This window comes from Caloramator sp. E03, assembly GCF_006016075.1.
Classification (GTDB): domain Bacteria; phylum Bacillota; class Clostridia; order Clostridiales; family Caloramatoraceae; genus Caloramator_B.
In genome coordinates this window covers 504,628-519,770 of sequence record NZ_CP040093.1, presented here as the reverse complement: position 1 = coordinate 519,770, position 15,143 = coordinate 504,628, and the positions used below count along the sequence as shown (strand labels likewise).

At 31.9% G+C, this 15,143-nt stretch carries 21 protein-coding genes; all 21 read left to right on the top strand.

Annotated elements, in window-relative coordinates:
* Nucleotides 1–14: 14 nt before the first annotated feature.
* The 21 genes from spoIIIAC to FDN13_RS02630 all read left to right on the top strand — a co-directional run bounded on the left by spoIIIAC (nucleotide 15) and on the right by FDN13_RS02630 (nucleotide 15,141).
* Nucleotides 15–209: a stage III sporulation protein AC gene (spoIIIAC, locus tag FDN13_RS02730; RefSeq protein ID WP_138978787.1), complete on the top strand. Its 195-nt coding sequence runs from the start codon at nucleotides 15–17 to the stop codon at nucleotides 207–209.
* An 11-nt stretch (nucleotides 210–220) separates the two neighbouring features.
* On the top strand, nucleotides 221–607 hold the full coding sequence (spoIIIAD, locus tag FDN13_RS02725; RefSeq protein ID WP_138978786.1) for a stage III sporulation protein AD: 387 nt from the start codon (nucleotides 221–223) through the stop codon (nucleotides 605–607).
* A 12-nt stretch (nucleotides 608–619) separates the two neighbouring features.
* Nucleotides 620–1,762 (top strand): stage III sporulation protein AE, encoded by a 1,143-nt coding sequence (gene spoIIIAE, locus FDN13_RS02720; RefSeq protein ID WP_168190046.1) that lies wholly within the window; start codon nucleotides 620–622, stop codon nucleotides 1,760–1,762.
* Between the two features lie 4 nt (nucleotides 1,763–1,766).
* Nucleotides 1,767–2,348 (top strand): stage III sporulation protein AF, encoded by a 582-nt coding sequence (gene spoIIIAF / locus FDN13_RS02715; protein WP_138978784.1) that lies wholly within the window; start codon nucleotides 1,767–1,769, stop codon nucleotides 2,346–2,348.
* Nucleotides 2,349–2,357: 9 nt separating this feature from the next.
* Nucleotides 2,358–2,951, top strand: a complete 594-nt coding sequence (gene spoIIIAG / locus FDN13_RS02710; protein ID WP_138978783.1) for a stage III sporulation protein AG — start codon at nucleotides 2,358–2,360, stop codon at nucleotides 2,949–2,951.
* 56 nt (nucleotides 2,952–3,007) lie between these two features.
* On the top strand, nucleotides 3,008–3,502 hold the full coding sequence (locus FDN13_RS02705) for a SpoIIIAH-like family protein (RefSeq protein ID WP_138978782.1): 495 nt from the start codon (nucleotides 3,008–3,010) through the stop codon (nucleotides 3,500–3,502).
* Between the two features lie 130 nt (nucleotides 3,503–3,632).
* The gene (locus FDN13_RS02700; protein ID WP_138978781.1) at nucleotides 3,633–4,028 is read left to right on the top strand and encodes an Asp23/Gls24 family envelope stress response protein; all 396 of its coding nucleotides are present in this window, start codon (nucleotides 3,633–3,635) and stop codon (nucleotides 4,026–4,028) included.
* 57 nt (nucleotides 4,029–4,085) lie between these two features.
* On the top strand, nucleotides 4,086–4,628 hold the full coding sequence (gene amaP / locus FDN13_RS02695; protein ID WP_138978780.1) for an alkaline shock response membrane anchor protein AmaP: 543 nt from the start codon (nucleotides 4,086–4,088) through the stop codon (nucleotides 4,626–4,628).
* Between the two features lie 12 nt (nucleotides 4,629–4,640).
* Nucleotides 4,641–4,865 (top strand): DUF2273 domain-containing protein, encoded by a 225-nt coding sequence (locus FDN13_RS02690; RefSeq protein WP_138978779.1) that lies wholly within the window; start codon nucleotides 4,641–4,643, stop codon nucleotides 4,863–4,865.
* A gap of 14 nt (nucleotides 4,866–4,879) precedes the next feature.
* Nucleotides 4,880–5,290, top strand: coding sequence for a transcription antitermination factor NusB (gene nusB / locus FDN13_RS02685; protein ID WP_138978778.1), 411 nt, complete (start codon nucleotides 4,880–4,882; stop codon nucleotides 5,288–5,290).
* The gene (locus tag FDN13_RS02680; RefSeq protein ID WP_138978777.1) at nucleotides 5,290–6,207 is read left to right on the top strand and encodes an O-sialoglycoprotein endopeptidase; all 918 of its coding nucleotides are present in this window, start codon (nucleotides 5,290–5,292) and stop codon (nucleotides 6,205–6,207) included. The genes nusB and FDN13_RS02680 overlap by 1 nt, the downstream gene beginning before the upstream one ends.
* A gap of 1 nt (nucleotide 6,208) precedes the next feature.
* The gene (locus tag FDN13_RS02675; RefSeq protein WP_138978776.1) at nucleotides 6,209–7,054 is read left to right on the top strand and encodes a bifunctional 5,10-methylenetetrahydrofolate dehydrogenase/5,10-methenyltetrahydrofolate cyclohydrolase; all 846 of its coding nucleotides are present in this window, start codon (nucleotides 6,209–6,211) and stop codon (nucleotides 7,052–7,054) included.
* Nucleotides 7,047–8,264, top strand: coding sequence for an exodeoxyribonuclease VII large subunit (gene xseA, locus FDN13_RS02670; protein WP_138978775.1), 1,218 nt, complete (start codon nucleotides 7,047–7,049; stop codon nucleotides 8,262–8,264). The genes FDN13_RS02675 and xseA overlap by 8 nt, the downstream gene beginning before the upstream one ends.
* Nucleotides 8,251–8,493 (top strand): exodeoxyribonuclease VII small subunit, encoded by a 243-nt coding sequence (gene xseB / locus FDN13_RS02665; RefSeq protein WP_138978774.1) that lies wholly within the window; start codon nucleotides 8,251–8,253, stop codon nucleotides 8,491–8,493. The genes xseA and xseB overlap by 14 nt, the downstream gene beginning before the upstream one ends.
* Nucleotides 8,494–8,495: 2 nt before the next feature.
* On the top strand, nucleotides 8,496–9,368 hold the full coding sequence (locus FDN13_RS02660; RefSeq protein WP_138978773.1) for a polyprenyl synthetase family protein: 873 nt from the start codon (nucleotides 8,496–8,498) through the stop codon (nucleotides 9,366–9,368).
* A gap of 15 nt (nucleotides 9,369–9,383) precedes the next feature.
* A complete protein-coding gene (locus FDN13_RS02655; RefSeq protein WP_138978772.1) occupies nucleotides 9,384–9,818 on the top strand; it encodes a divergent PAP2 family protein in 435 nt (144 codons plus the stop codon).
* 645 nt (nucleotides 9,819–10,463) lie between these two features.
* Entirely contained in the window at nucleotides 10,464–11,051 is a 588-nt protein-coding gene (locus FDN13_RS02650; protein WP_138978771.1) for a hypothetical protein, read from the top strand.
* Between the two features lie 10 nt (nucleotides 11,052–11,061).
* Nucleotides 11,062–12,930: a 1-deoxy-D-xylulose-5-phosphate synthase gene (gene dxs / locus FDN13_RS02645; protein WP_371414840.1), complete on the top strand. Its 1,869-nt coding sequence runs from the start codon at nucleotides 11,062–11,064 to the stop codon at nucleotides 12,928–12,930.
* Nucleotides 12,931–12,940: 10 nt separating this feature from the next.
* Complete coding sequence (locus FDN13_RS02640; RefSeq protein ID WP_138978769.1) at nucleotides 12,941–13,750, top strand: TlyA family RNA methyltransferase; 810 nt, start codon at nucleotides 12,941–12,943, stop codon at nucleotides 13,748–13,750.
* Between the two features lie 64 nt (nucleotides 13,751–13,814).
* Nucleotides 13,815–14,672, top strand: a complete 858-nt coding sequence (locus FDN13_RS02635; protein WP_138978768.1) for an NAD(+)/NADH kinase — start codon at nucleotides 13,815–13,817, stop codon at nucleotides 14,670–14,672.
* 16 nt (nucleotides 14,673–14,688) lie between these two features.
* Nucleotides 14,689–15,141 carry an arginine repressor gene (locus tag FDN13_RS02630; RefSeq protein WP_138978767.1) on the top strand — a complete coding sequence of 151 codons (453 nt, stop codon included), beginning with the start codon at nucleotides 14,689–14,691 and terminating at the stop codon, nucleotides 15,139–15,141.
* Nucleotides 15,142–15,143 lie beyond the last annotated feature (2 nt).

Sequence of the window (15,143 nt, the reverse complement as noted above, 5' to 3'; positions counted from 1 at the left end):
AGAGGTGAATATCTATGGATGTTGAGCTTATTTTCAAAATAGCAGCCGTTGGTATTTTGATAGCTATACTTGATAAGATATTGAAAAATTTGGGGAAAGATGAACAAGCAACCATTGTTACACTGACAGGCCTTGTTGTTGTTCTTATGATGGTAATAGGACTTATAAGCAAGCTTTTTGATAGTATAAAAACTCTTTTCCAATTGTAGAAGGTGATTTAATGGAGATAATACAAATTGTTATTATTGGCATAATCTCAACAATAATTGTAGTATTGCTAAAGGATGAAAGGCCTGAAATTGCAATGGAGCTTAGCCTTATTGCAGGTATTATAATATTCCTTATGATGATTAGCAGAATTACTGTTGTAATACAAGCTCTTCAGCAAATAGCAGCGAAAGTTAACATTGAATTTACTTATATTAATATAGTACTTAAAATAATTGCAATTGCATATATAGCATCCTTTGGTATTGAGATATGCAAGGATGCAGGCCAGACTTCAATTGCTGGAAAAATAGAAATGGCAGGTAAAATATTGATCATTGCCCTTGCCATTCCTATACTGATGGCTGTAATGGACATGGTTTTGAAAATAATGCCATAGGTGAAAATTATGATGAGAAGATTTTTATTTATATTTTTAACCCTTTTATTTTTTTTAAATTATAAAGTTTATGCTCAAGTAGATGAAAATACTCTTTTTGATATTTCAAAACTTGAGGTCTATTCTCAAAGATTGCAACAGGAAGAAAATTATTTGCCGGATATAAGCTTTTCTAAAATGATAGATACATATAAAGCAACAGGTTCAACAGGTTTATCACTAAAGACTATTTCACAAGGCTTATTAAAAGCATTATTTAAAGAAATAATTGCAAATTCAAGGCTTTTTGTAGAACTTCTATTTATAGGTATATTGTGTGCAGTACTTCAAAATATACAAAATGCTTTTGATAGCCAAGGAATATCAAAAATTGCTTATTACGTGTGTTACCTTATAATGGTAATAATAATAATTAAAAGCCTTATGCTATCAATGAATATTGGAAAAAAAGCAATCGATGATATGATAGAATTTACGAATGCTCTAATGCCTGCATTAATTGTTCTTTTAGCGGCAGTTGGAGGATTTGTATCAGCAGCAACCCTTGATCCTATTTTAATGTTTGTAATAAAGATAACAAGTGATATAATAAGAGATTTAATAATTCCAATTACTATGGTAATTGTAATGCTTAATATAGTTAATAATCTTAGCGATGAACTAAAGATATCTAAACTTGCTGACCTTGTAAGGCAGATAAACCTTTGGATATTGGGCTTTATAATGACTATTTTTACTGCCGTAGTAACTATAAGATCAAATACATCAGCAACCTTTGATGAAGTTGCAGTAAAGTCAGCTAAATTTGCTGTTGATAATTTTATTCCCGTTGTTGGAAAATGCTTGTCTGATGCGGTTACAACAGTTGCAGGATATTCCCTTATATTAAAGGATGCAGTAAGCGTAGCAGGGCTTATTATACTTTTTCTTATTTGTATTTTTCCTTTAATCAAAATTATATTAATAGCCCTTATATATAAATTTGTAAGTGCTGTTATGGAGCCAATTGTAGATCGTAAAGTTATAAACTGTCTTAGTGCTGTCGGGAGTTCTATCACTATGATATTTGTATGTGTTCTTTCTGTAGCGGTTATGTTTTTTATTATGATAACAATAATAGCTCAGACAGGAAGGTTAATTGTATTTGCAGGGTGATGTTATGTTGGAGATTTTAAAAAAATATATTTTGTCGATTACGGTTATGGTGTTGTTTTTAGCGTTTATTGATCTTATTATGCCTGAAAACAGTTTTAAAAAATATGCTAAGTTCATAACAGGGCTAATAGTAATAATAACAATATTAACACCAATATTTAAAATTTTTGATAGAAGAAGCGATATAGAAACATATATATTGAATTATCAAAATGAAATGGATACGGATGCTTTGATTTCAAATAAAGGTGATATACAAAAAAAAGTTAGGATGCAAACAGAACAGGTTTTTAAAGAGAAACTAAAAGAGAGTATCGAGAAGGATATATATGATGCTACTAAAAAAAGATATAATGTAACAAATATTGTTATTGACGAGAGTAATAATAAAGATATATATGGATTTGTGAATATAAAATACATAGAGCTTCAATTAGAAGAAGATAATTCAACTATAAAATCCGTAGATAAAGTTGTAATAGGACAAAATAGTAGAAATGAATATAAGTTTAAGGATGAGGAAGTTATCATATTGCTTGAAAAAAAATATAATATAAATTCTTCTTCTATTAAATTTGTAAAGTGAGGGGTGGAGATGAATTTTAAAAGGATTTTACAAAAATTAAATGAGGATAGGAAAAAAGCCATATATTATTTATTAATTTTATTCTTATGTGGAGTATTATTGATATTAATAGGTGATATTATAGTTAAGCTTAATACAAAAAAAGTTAATAATATAAAAAATTCTGTTGAAGTTAATACTAATTCAAACATTATTGCAACTTCAGCAAGTTTTGAAGATAAAGTAAAAAAGGATCTTATAGATACATTATCTCAAATACAAGGTGTCGGTAAGGTATCGGTTATGATATACTTCGAAGGAGGAAGTGAATCAGTACCAGCTTTAAATATAAACGATACAAATAGAAAAGTGGAGGAGAAGGATAGTCAAGGAGGAGTTAGAACAACTACTGAAATTAGTAAAAATGAAAATGTTGTTTTGATTAATGAAGGAGGAACTAGCAAGCCATATATTATAAAGCAGGTTAATCCTTCCATAGGAGGAGTAATAGTTGTTGCAGAAGGAGCAGGTAATTCTGAAGTAAAAGAAAGGATTCTAAATTCTGTTAAAACAGTACTTAATATACCTGCAAGTAAAGTATCTGTTATGCCTATGAAAAAGTAGTATAATGTCAAAGGCTTTTTCATATAATTATTTAGAATAAATAATGGGGGGATATTATGTCAAACTTAAGACGTCAAACAATTATAATTGCTGTTTTAATAGTACTTATTGGATGTGCAGGATGGTTTGCAAAGAGATTTAACGATACTGTTCAAGATACAAATGCTGTAAGTTCAAAGTCAGTTTCTAAAAGTCAGACAACAAACTTCTTTGCTGAATCAAGAATGGGAAGAGATAATCAAAGAAGTGCTATGAAGGAGGAATATGAAAAGATAATCAGTGACAATCAGGCAAATAAAGAAGCAAAAGCAGTTGCTTCTACAAAGCTTATGCAACTTTTAGACTGGGGTAATAAAGAAAATACGGTTGAAACTCTTGTTAAAGAAAGAGGATTTGAGGATGCAATATGCTTTATTGATGATAATGGGGTTGAGCTCTGTGTAAAAACAAATGAACAATTAACAGATGAACAGGCTAATCAGCTAAAGGATATAATTGTAAGAACAACTCATATTTCCCCATCTAATATAACCATAAAAGCAAAACAATAATGCTTTATGTAATGCGGCGAAAAACAAAAGTAAGCTTTTCGCCGCATTATATAGTTTTGTAAAATTATTGATTTTTTGCTATAATAGATGTAGACTTAAGTTATAGTTTTCTTTGCAGGAGGTGGTAAAGGTGGATGAAAATACAACTATTATAAGTGAAGTAGGAGAAGTGAAGATAGCACCAGAGGTTGTAAATGTTATAGCATCTCTTGCTGCAACTGAAGTTAAGGGAGTTGCAGGAATGAGTGGAGGATTTACAGATGATATCGCAGAAAAGTTTGGGATGAAATCTTCAAATAAAGGAATAAAGGTGCAGCTTGGTGAAGAACAAGTTACTATAGACCTTTTTCTTATAATCGAATATGGATTTAGAATTCCTGAAGTTGCTTGGGAAGTACAGCAAAATGTTAAAAAAGCTGTTGAGACAATGACAGGCCTTAAAGTTGTTGAAGTAAATATACATGTACAGGGAATAAACATACAAAGAGAATCTAAGGAAGAAGAAATCCCTAAAAAAACAAAGTAGTATTTTTAACCCTCTATTTTTGGAGGGTTAATTTTAAATTACAAAGGAGATGAATTTATGAATAGTTTGAATAAGTTTTTGCTTATTCTATATATTATTGCCCTTACATGCTTTTATGGTCTGCTTATGCTTATGCCTTTAAATTATGTTAATTATAATAGGGCATTACAATTTTTAAATAACCTCTATGGAGTTTATAAGTGGTACTATTTTATAATTCTTTTACTATTAATAATAATAAACATGTATTTCATAATTTCAATTTTTATTGGTTCAAGAAGCCCTAAAATAGGAGTATTAAAAAGTATGCCCGAAGGGGATATGTACATATCTAATGAAACAATTAAATCTCTTGTGCTTAAAACTATAGAACAGACAAAAGGAATAAAGGATGCTAAAGTTTTTGTAAAACCGGGTAAGGATAATATGAACATATTAATAAAGGCTTTGGTAGTTCCTGATATTAATATACCAAGTACCATTAAAAATGTACAAGAAAATGTTAAAAACTATATAGAAAATATAGCAGAAATCCCGGTAGGAGAGATAAAAGTTGTTATAGAGGATATAGCTCAAAATACAAAGCTTCGTTTTGAATAGTGAGGTGTTAAAATGTGGAAAGAAGTGTTGTTAAATATCTTCCACAATAACCGGGGAAAGTTTATTGGAGCAATTGTAGGATTTATCCTTGCAATATTCATATTAACTATTGGATTTTTAAAAGCATTATTTATTGCAATATGTGTATTTATAGGGTATTATATTGGAAAAAAGATAGATAATAAAGAGAGTATAGTAGAAACAATTCAAAAAATACTACCTGATGAATGGAAATAATTGGAGGAATACTAATGAGTAGAAAACTTGCAAGGGAAACAGCGATGACATTGATATACCAGATGAATGTTAATAATTCAAATGCATCAGAGGTACTTGAAAGTTTCATTGAAAATAGCGAATTAGAGCTTTCAAAGGATGATGTTGAATATTTAAAAAACTGTTTAGAAGGAGTCGAAAATCGCAAAAAAGAAATTGACGGTTATATAGAAAGATATTTAAAACCTGGGTGGAAGATGGGAAGAATTGCAAAGGTTGATCTTGCAATTTTAAGGCTAGGAGTTTATGAAATGCTTTATAGGGAAGATGTTCCAAATGTTGTTGCAGTAAATGAAGCTATTGAGCTTGCAAAAAAATACAGCACGGATGAATCAAGGGTATTTATTAATGGAGTACTTGGCAATATACTAAGGGAGATAAAATAATGTGTAGGGTTTTAGGGATTGATACAAGCAATTATACGACTTCTGTTGCAGTTGTTGATAATGGTAAAATAGTTTATGATACCAGAAAACTTCTTAAAATAAAGACTGGAGAAAAGGGCTTGAGGCAATCTGAAGCCCTTTTTCAGCATGTGAATAATTTGCCTCTTATTTTAAATGATAAATCTGTTAGCAATCTTGATGCCGTATGTGTTAGTATAAAGCCAAGACCTATTGAAGAATCATATATGCCAGTATTTAAAGCAGGACAAAGTATAGCAGAGGCTATTGCATATACAAATAATATAAATATTTATTATACAACACACCAGGAGGGGCATATTGAAGCGGCTTGCCGTTCTATAGATTTTGAATATAAAGAATTTGTTGCATTACATCTATCTGGAGGGACTTCAGAAGTTTTACACATAAAAAGGGACAAAGGTTATTTTATTAAGAAAATTGGAGGGACTAAGGATATAAGCCTTGGTCAGTTTATTGATAGAATTGGCGTAGCTTTAGGGTTTGAATTTCCTGCAGGTAAATATGTAGACTCACTTGCCATGTCTAAAGATGATGCTGGCCTTAGAATACCATCAAGGGTTGATGGATTAGAATTTAATCTTTCAGGACAGGAAACGTTAGGACTAAAATATATAAATATGGGCTATAATCCTTATGAGATATGCTATGCAGCAATGCTTTGCATCTCTAAAACAATAGAAAAAACTATAAACAATATTTTAAAGACATATAACCTTCCTGTTTTAATAATGGGAGGGGTTGCATCAAGTGAATTTTTAAGAAACTATATTTCAAAAAGATTTTATAATCTTGTTTTTTTTGGCGATCCTAAATATGCTTCGGATAACGCAGTAGGGATTGCCTATATTGGATATATGAATCAGGGAGGTATTTGATGTGGGGATTATAATGGATGGAAAAAAGATAGCAGAAGGAATAAGAGCAAAACTTGCAGAGGAGATAAGGAAAATAGAAGCTGAAAAGGCAGTAAAACCAACTCTTGCAACAATTATAGTTGAAGGGGATCCTTCATCAGCAGCTTATGTTAAAAATAAAGAAAAAGTATGTATTCAAACGGGGCTTGGTTCTGTTACATATAATTTACCAATGAACACAAAAGAGGAAGATCTTATAAGGCTTATTGAGGAATTAAATATAAGGAAAGATATACATGGAATACTTGTACAAGTTCCTTTGCCAAAGCATATAAATGAAAATAAAATTGCCAGTATAATTGATTATCGTAAGGATGTTGATTGTTTTAACCCAGAAAATGCAGGAAGGCTTTTTAGAGGGGAAAAATGCTTATTGCCTTGTACTCCTAAAGGTATTATAAGGCTTATTAAAGCTTATGGTATTGAAATTTCTGGGAAAAAGGCAGCTGTAGTTGGAAGAAGCAATATAGTAGGAAAACCTTGTGCAATGATGCTTTTAAATAATAATGCAACGGTTACGATATGCCATTCAAAGACTTTTAATTTGAAATCTCAACTTTTAGAATGTGATATAATAGTAAGTGCTGTTGGAAAACCCGGCCTTATTACTGCTGACATGGTAAAGGAAGGAGCAGTAGTAATAGATGCGGGAACAACTATGGTTGATGGTAAATTAAAAGGTGATGTGGATTTTGAAAAAGTGCTTGAAAAGGCTTCGTATATAACTCCAGTGCCAGGAGGAGTTGGAGCTATGACAACGACAATGCTAATTGAAAATGTTTTGGAGGCTTTTAATAATTATGAATAAAAAACCTTTTACAGTCTCTACTTTAACTGAATACATAAAAGATATAATTGAAAATGATATAGAATTATGCAATGTAACAGTAACAGGAGAAATATCAAATTTTAAATTTCACTCTTCTGGACACATGTACTTTACATTAAAAGATGAAGAAGCCAAAATAAAATGTGTAATGTTTAAAGGCTATAATCAGTTCTTAAAGTTTATGCCTGAGGATGGAATGAATGTAATAATAACAGGGTATATCTCAGTATATGAAAGGGATGGCCAGTATCAATTATATTGTTGTAGTATGGAAAGGGATGGATTAGGGAACCTGTATGTTGCCTTTGAAAAATTAAAGGATAAGCTTGAGAAAGAAGGGCTTTTTGACAAGGAAAGAAAAAGGCCTATACCTGTGTTCCCGCAAAAAATAGGAGTTGTGACATCTCCAACGGGAGCAGTTATACGAGATATTATAAATGTCTCTTCAAGAAGATTTTATAATGTAAATATAGTATTATATCCTGCTAAGGTTCAGGGGGAAGGAGCTAAGGAAAGTATAGTTGAGGCAATAGAATATTTTAATACAAGAGATGATATTGATGTTATAATAATAGCAAGGGGAGGAGGCTCAATTGAAGAGCTATGGGCTTTTAATGAGGAGATTGTTGCAAGGGCAATATATAAAAGTAAAATTCCAGTAATTTCTGCTGTTGGGCATGAAACGGATTTTACAATAGCAGATTTTGTTTCTGATCTTAGAGCATCAACTCCTTCTCATGCTGCTGAGATGGCTGTCCCTTGTTATGATGATTTAAAATATAAAATTAAAAGCATAGAAAACATAATGTTTTCGAATTTGCAAGATAAGATATTAGAAAATAGATATAAAGTAAAGGATTTGATTAGACTACTTAACTCAGAATCTCCTGAAAACTTAATAAGGCAGAGTCAGCAGTATGTAGATGTTCTTCAGTATAAAATACTAAGCAATATTCAAAACAGAATAAATATTGATAGAAAACATCTTGAGGCAGTTTTGAATAAGCTTGATGCCTTAAATCCAGCAAAGGTATTATTAAGGGGATATGCATATATTGAGAGTAAAGGAGAAATAGTAAAAAGCGTAAAAAAGCTTCACATTGATGATAATATTAATCTTCACCTTAGTGATGGAGTTGTAGAATGTAAGGTGGAGAAGATTATGGAGGATATCTATGGGAAGAAATAAAAATGATAAGAGCTTTGAAGAAGCGTTAAAAAGGCTGGAGGAAATTTCGAATATAATGGAGGAGGATGATCTTTCCTTAGAGGAGTCCTTAAAGCTATTTGAAGAAGGTATGAAGCTTGCCGATTTTTGCAATAAGAAGCTTGATGAAGCTGAAAGAAAAATAAGTATAATAGTTAAAGGCAAAGATGATAATACCTTCGAAGAGGACTTTGCTTTAAAGGAGGAGTAACTATGGATTTTGAAAAAGAGTTAATAGAAAAACAGACTTTAGTAAATATGGTTCTTGAAAGAATAATAGATAAGAACGCTCCCCAAAAAATAATAGAATCAATGAATTACAGCCTTCTTGCAGGTGGAAAAAGGATAAGACCAATACTATCAATTTCTATATGTGAGGCATTAGGTGGAAAAATTGATGATATATTGGAATTTGCTTGTGCAATAGAACTTATACATACCTATTCCTTAATACATGATGATCTTCCAGCAATGGATGATGATGATTTAAGAAGGGGAAGGCCTACAAATCATAGGGTGTATGGAGAAGCAATTTCAATATTAGCAGGTGATGGACTTTTAAATTATGCATTTGAGATTATGCTTGATATAGCTGTTAAAAAGAATAAAATAAGCTATGTAAAGGCTGCATATACTATTGCAAAAGCATCAGGGATAACAGGTATGGTTGGAGGTCAGGTTATTGATATAGAAAGTGAAGGCAAAAGTATAGATTTAGATACTCTGTACGAAATGCATAGAAAAAAAACAGGAGCGTTGATTACAGCTTCATGTCTTTGTGGTTGTATAATTGCTGAAAGAGAAGATATGTATAATACAGTTTTGCAGTATGGAAAAGACCTTGGGATTGCCTTTCAAATAGTTGATGATATACTTGATTATGAAGGAGATATTAAAAAGCTTGGGAAAAATACGGGAGCTGATAAACAGAAAAATAAATCTACATTTGTAAGCATCTTAGGGATTGAAGAATCAAAAAAAATTGCAAAAGAGTATTCTATGAAAGCTACAGAAAGTGCTAAAATTATTGATAATAGTGGCTTCCTTTTAAATCTTACTGATTATTTGCTTCATAGAGAAAGCTAAGGGTGATAGGAATTGATGTTGCGTGAAATAATAAACAATAAAATATTAATAGCTGCAGTTTTAGGGTGGGCAGTAGCACAATTTCTCAAAATTTTTACTTCTTATTTTACAGCTGGAAAAGTAGATTTTTCAAGGATAATAGGCTCAGGAGGAATGCCAAGTTCCCATTCAGCATTTTCAGTAGCTTTGGCAGTAAAGTGTGGATATATAGTTGGATTCGACAGCCCAGAATTTGCTATAGCATTATGTTTTGCCTTAATAGTTATGTATGACGCAGCTGGTGTAAGGAGAGCAGCTGGAAATCAAGCAAGGATATTAAATTTAATAATAGATGATATTATAAAGGAAAATGGAATTAGAGAAGAGAGATTAAAGGAGCTAATAGGACATACGCCAATAGAAGTTATTGCAGGAGCTCTTTTAGGGATAATAATTGGTATTATTGCATAGAATGAAATATTGTTATGATGATTAAGTTATGATAGAATAATAATCTGTTCCAAGTGGTGCAGTATTCTAGTCAGCTAAGTTTATTATGAAGACGGGGCTAAAAATCCGTCAAAGGGCACATCGATGAAGTTCCTTGTGCTGGCTCGCTACGCCCAGTAGTGGGTTGGTGCTGGGAGTAAGGGGGATGGGGCGACCGCAACGGCATGCGCAATCGACCCTACCCTCGCGGAGACCTATGTACGTGCTTTAAAAGTACGGCATGGGATTAAACCTGCATTGCGGTATATAGCTGCGTGCAGTGTAGCCTGCCTTGAGCGAAGTTGGTGGAGGATAGATCAGACATAAAATTCCCGGATCCAGAATTTTATGTTATTGCTATAGGAAACCAACTTTGCAAAAGAGGCTAATAATAGACTAAGCTGTTGAGGAAAACTCCTAGACTGTTCCTTTGGAGGGAGAAAAGGGATTGCAGTGTGGACTAAGTGGTAATCCAGCCCCATATATGGTAACAATATGGACTTTTGGTTAAAGGGAAACCGCCACAGCGGCGACGCTGAGGTCTTGAAAGTGGGAAAGCCTGCTGGACCTAAGCCGCAAACTTAACCTTTTCTTCTACCACTTGGACAATACATAGAGGTTATTAGTATGAAGGAAAAAGGGAAAAATAAAAAAATAAAGTTTTATATAAAAAAATCAGGAAGTAAAGGTACAAATTATAAATGGATAATAGGAATAACGTTATGGACTTTTTTAATTTCGTCCTTTATTAGTTTTATTTCTAATGTTTTGCTTTCCAATGTCGGAATATTTATTGCATTTGTTATTTTGATTATAATTATTCTAATAGGTATTTTATCTGATATAATAGGAGTTTCAGTTACAGCGGCTGATGAAGTTCCTTTTCATTCTATGGCCTCAAGAAAAGTGAAAGGAGCCAAAACTTCAGTATTTTTAATACGTAATGCTGACAAAGTATCAAATTTTTGTAACGATGTTATTGGTGATATATGCGGGGTAGTAAGTGGTGCTACAGGCGCTGTAATTATTACCAAGATGATGGATATTATAAACATAAAAAATAAAACTATACTAACATTAGCTATAAGTGCTACTATTGCTTCTCTAACAGTTTGTGGTAAGGCTATAGGGAAGAATTTTGCAATATCTCAAAGCAATAATATTGTTTATGGAGTAGCTTGGTTTATAGAATCAATGAAAAGGAAAAAATACTGACGAGGTATGAATCATGAATTTGTTAGATGAAATTAATTCTCCAAGTAAATTAAAAAAATTAAAATTAGATGAACTTTATAAACTTGCTGAAGAAATTAGAAATTTTTTAATCTATACTGTTTCAAAAACAGGGGGCCATCTTGCCTCTAATCTTGGTGTAGTTGAGCTTACAATAGCTCTTCATAGAGTATTTAATATGCCTGAAGATAAAATAATTTGGGATGTAGGTCATCAATCTTATGTTCATAAGATATTAACAGGAAGAAAAAATAGATTTAGTACTTTAAGAAAATATGGAGGACTTAGTGGCTTCCCAAAGCCAAGTGAAAGTCCTTATGATGTTTTTGCAGCAGGTCATAGTAGTACATCAATATCTGCTGCTCTTGGCATGGCTAAAGCAAGGGATATTAAAAATGAAAAGTATAATGTTGTTGCTGTAATAGGAGATGGGGCTTTAACGGGAGGTCTTGCCCTTGAGGGATTAAATGAAGCAGGTATTTCAAATACTAACATAATTGTAGTTTTAAATGACAATGAGATGTCAATATCAAAAAACGTTGGAAGCATAGCTGCTTATTTAAGCAAAATAAGAACAGATCCAACCTATCTAAATTTAAAAGATGATTTAGAATTAATATTGAAAAAAATTCCTACAGTAGGGAATAATTTATATAAAGGTGCAGAAAAATTAAAAGAAAGCTTAAAATATTTACTTGTTCAGGGAATGCTATTTGAAGAAATGGGTTTTACATATTTAGGGCCAATTGATGGTCATGATATACAAAGGATTAGTGAAGTTTTAGAAAGGGCTAAAAATAAAAAAGGACCAGTTCTTATTCACGTTATTACTAAAAAAGGAAAAGGGTACTGCTTTGCAGAAGAAAGCCCAGAAGAATTTCATGGAATAGGTCCTTTTGAAATAGAAACTGGAGAAAACATAGCTACTGTAAAAACAAACTATTCAAAAGTATTTGGAGAGGAAATTATTAAAGCTGCTCAAAGAAATAGAAATATTGTTGCAATAACTGCTGCAATGCCTGATGGCACAGGACTAAATGAATTTAAAAATAAATTTCCAACAAGATTTTTTGATGTAGGTATAGCAGAACAGCATGCTGTAACCTTTGCAGCAGGGCTTGCTGCAAATGGTTTAAAACCGGTATTTGCTGTTTATTCAACTTTTCTTCAAAGGGCCTATGATCAGATTATACATGATGTATGTCTTCAAAATCTTCCTGTTGTATTTGCAATAGATAGAGCTGGTATAGTTGGGGAAGATGGAGAGACTCATCAGGGAATTTTTGATATAGCATACTTAAGATCTATTCCAAATATTACAATGTTATCTCCAAAGGATATAAATGAATTTAGAATTATGTTAAGATGGTGCTTTGAGTATGATAAACCTGTTGCTATACGTTATCCAAGGGGAGGAGACTTTGATGTTACTTTCCCTTTTAATGAAGATGAGGTTATTATAAAAGGAAAATGGGAAATTTTAAAAGATGGTAATGATATTGCAGTTTTGGCTGTTGGAAGAATGATTCAGTTTGCTATTAAAGCTTTGAATAGACTAAAAATCAATAATAATATAAATGCAGCACTTATAAATTGTAGATTTATAAAGCCAATGGATACTATACTTCTTGAGAGCATTTTTAAAAAATATAATACCATAATTACCATAGAAGATGGGGTAATTGCAGGAGGGTTTGGAAGTGCAGTTTTAGAATATGCAAGTGAGAAAAACTATAAAGGAAAGCTAATAAGGCTTGGCTTTCCAGATGAATTTGTAACCCATGGAGCTCCTGCAATATTGTATAAAAAATATGGATTAGATGCAGACGGAATATATGAAAAAATATTGATGAACATATAAGGAGAAGACTATGGCAGAAAGTAAAGAAAGGATAGATATACTGCTTGTAAAGAATGGATTTTTTGATTCGAGGGAAAAAGCTCAAAAAAATATATTAGCAGGATTAGTATTTGTTGATAATGTTAGAGTTGACAAACCTGGAGAAAAGGTACCTGTTAATTCAAATATTGAAGTCAAAGGAGAAACAATTCCCTATGTAAGTAGAGGAGGACTTAAGCTTGAAAAAGCAGTTAATGAGTTTTCTATAGATTTGAAAAACAAGGTTGCGATAGATGTAGGAGCATCAACGGGTGGTTTTACTGATTGTATGCTAAAAAACGGGGCAAAAAAGGTATATGCTATAGACGTTGGATATGGACAGCTTGCTTGGGTACTTAGAACGGATCCAAGGGTTGTGTGTATGGAAAGAACTAATATTCGTTTTGTGAAACCAGAGGATATTGATACAAAGGCTGATTTTGTATCCATTGATGTTTCTTTTATTTCTTTAAAACTTGTACTTCCTGTTGTAAAACAGCTTCTTAATTTAAAGGGAGAAGTAATATGTCTTATTAAACCACAGTTTGAAGCAGGTAGAGAGAAAGTTGGGAAAAAAGGTGTAGTAAGAGATATTAATGTGCATAAGGAAGTGGTAAAAAATATAGTGGATTTTGCGATAGGTATGGGCTTTGTACTAAAAGGTCTTACTTATTCACCTATAAAAGGCCCAGAAGGTAATATTGAGTATCTTGCTTATTTTACTAATTATGGTAATATTGCAATTGAGTTCATAGATGAATTAATAAATGACATTGTAGAAAAATCACATAAATATCTATAAAATAAAAAAAGGATTTTTGTAATTGTTATTGAAATAATATAGTAGATTTTGTGGCGGTGAAAAGATGGTAAAGGCATCAATAATTACAAATATGTCGAAGGATAATGATTTACAAATGACAAAAAAAATACTAGAATGGCTTAACCAAAAAGGATGTGAAGTTCTTCTTCCGGAAGAAGTTGCGTTTAAAATAAATAGGATTGAACTTGGATGCAAAAATGAAGAACTTTATGGTAAGTGTGACTTTGCAATTGTCCTTGGAGGAGATGGAACGTTACTTGGGGTTGCAAGAGAATGTGTAAAATATAATACTCCAATACTTGGAGTAAACATAGGACATTTAGGATTTATTGCTGAAGTTGAGGCTGAAGATGTTTTTGATGCTCTTGAAAAAATTTTAAATAATGAGTATTCAATTGAAGAGAGGCTAATGCTTGAAGCAAAGGTTGTAAAAGACGGACTAGAGGAAGATACTTTTTATTGTCTTAATGATTTTGGAATTACAAAAGGCATACTTGCAAGGATTATAACCTTGAAGGTTTTTGTTAATAATGAATATATGGATACATATAATGCAGATGGAATAATTATATCAACCCCGACTGGTTCAACTGCTTATTCCTTATCTGCAGGAGGGCCTATATTAAATCCTAAAATAGAAGCTATAATAATAACTCCAATATGCTGTCATTCACTAAGTGCAAGATCAATTGTTATATCAAAAGATGAAATCGTTAGGGTAGAAGTTGCAGATGATAGCCAATGTGTATATTTAACCACAGATGGTCAAAAAGGATATAAGCTTAAAAATGGGGACAGTGTTATTATAAAAAAAGCTCCATATACCACGAAACTTATAAAGGTTTTAGATAGAAGTTTTTATGATGTCTTAAGGAATAAACTGAAGAATGAAAGGGAATAAAGAAAGGAGTTTTTTTATGAAAATTGCAAGGCATGCAAAGATATTAGAAATAATTGGTGAGAAGGATATTGAAACTCAAGAAGAACTTGTTGATGAATTGAGAAGGGCGGGAATAGATGTTACCCAAGCAACTGTATCAAGGGATATAAAGGAATTAAAATTAATTAAAGTTCTTTCAAGCAGCGGAAAATATAAATATGCACCTATTTCTCAAGGAAAAAGCATATTAACTGATAAATTTATAAGTATTTTTACCCAATCTGTAATTAATATTGACTATGTAAACAATATTGTATTGGTAAAAACACTCTCGGGTTCTGGTCCTGCAGCTGGAGAAGCAATTGATAATATGGGACTTGATGGCCTTGTAGGAAGTGTTGCAGGAGATAATACTATACTTATAATTGCAAGAACTCCTGAAAAGGCACAGGAAATGGTTATAAAGTTTAAAAAAATATTAAATGAATAGGA

Bases quoted from the DNA above. Each gene is read 5' to 3' on its own strand.
- spoIIIAC (WP_138978787.1), top strand. From the start codon at position 15: ATGGATGTTGAGCTTATTTTCAAAATAGCAGCCGTTGGTATTTTGATA.
- spoIIIAD (WP_138978786.1), top strand. From the start codon at position 221: ATGGAGATAATACAAATTGTTATTATTGGCATAATCTCAACAATAATT.
- spoIIIAE (WP_168190046.1), top strand. From the start codon at position 620: ATGAGAAGATTTTTATTTATATTTTTAACCCTTTTATTTTTTTTAAAT.
- spoIIIAF (WP_138978784.1), top strand. From the start codon at position 1,767: ATGTTGGAGATTTTAAAAAAATATATTTTGTCGATTACGGTTATGGTG.
- spoIIIAG (WP_138978783.1), top strand. From the start codon at position 2,358: ATGAATTTTAAAAGGATTTTACAAAAATTAAATGAGGATAGGAAAAAA.
- FDN13_RS02705 (WP_138978782.1), top strand. From the start codon at position 3,008: ATGTCAAACTTAAGACGTCAAACAATTATAATTGCTGTTTTAATAGTA.
- amaP (WP_138978780.1), top strand. From the start codon at position 4,086: ATGAATAGTTTGAATAAGTTTTTGCTTATTCTATATATTATTGCCCTT.
- FDN13_RS02690 (WP_138978779.1), top strand. From the start codon at position 4,641: ATGTGGAAAGAAGTGTTGTTAAATATCTTCCACAATAACCGGGGAAAG.
- nusB (WP_138978778.1), top strand. From the start codon at position 4,880: ATGAGTAGAAAACTTGCAAGGGAAACAGCGATGACATTGATATACCAG.
- FDN13_RS02680 (WP_138978777.1), top strand. From the start codon at position 5,290: ATGTGTAGGGTTTTAGGGATTGATACAAGCAATTATACGACTTCTGTT.
- xseA (WP_138978775.1), top strand. From the start codon at position 7,047: ATGAATAAAAAACCTTTTACAGTCTCTACTTTAACTGAATACATAAAA.
- xseB (WP_138978774.1), top strand. From the start codon at position 8,251: ATGGGAAGAAATAAAAATGATAAGAGCTTTGAAGAAGCGTTAAAAAGG.
- FDN13_RS02660 (WP_138978773.1), top strand. From the start codon at position 8,496: ATGGATTTTGAAAAAGAGTTAATAGAAAAACAGACTTTAGTAAATATG.
- FDN13_RS02655 (WP_138978772.1), top strand. From the start codon at position 9,384: ATGTTGCGTGAAATAATAAACAATAAAATATTAATAGCTGCAGTTTTA.
- FDN13_RS02650 (WP_138978771.1), top strand. From the start codon at position 10,464: ATGAAGGAAAAAGGGAAAAATAAAAAAATAAAGTTTTATATAAAAAAA.
- FDN13_RS02640 (WP_138978769.1), top strand. From the start codon at position 12,941: ATGGCAGAAAGTAAAGAAAGGATAGATATACTGCTTGTAAAGAATGGA.
- FDN13_RS02635 (WP_138978768.1), top strand. From the start codon at position 13,815: ATGGTAAAGGCATCAATAATTACAAATATGTCGAAGGATAATGATTTA.
- FDN13_RS02630 (WP_138978767.1), top strand. From the start codon at position 14,689: ATGAAAATTGCAAGGCATGCAAAGATATTAGAAATAATTGGTGAGAAG.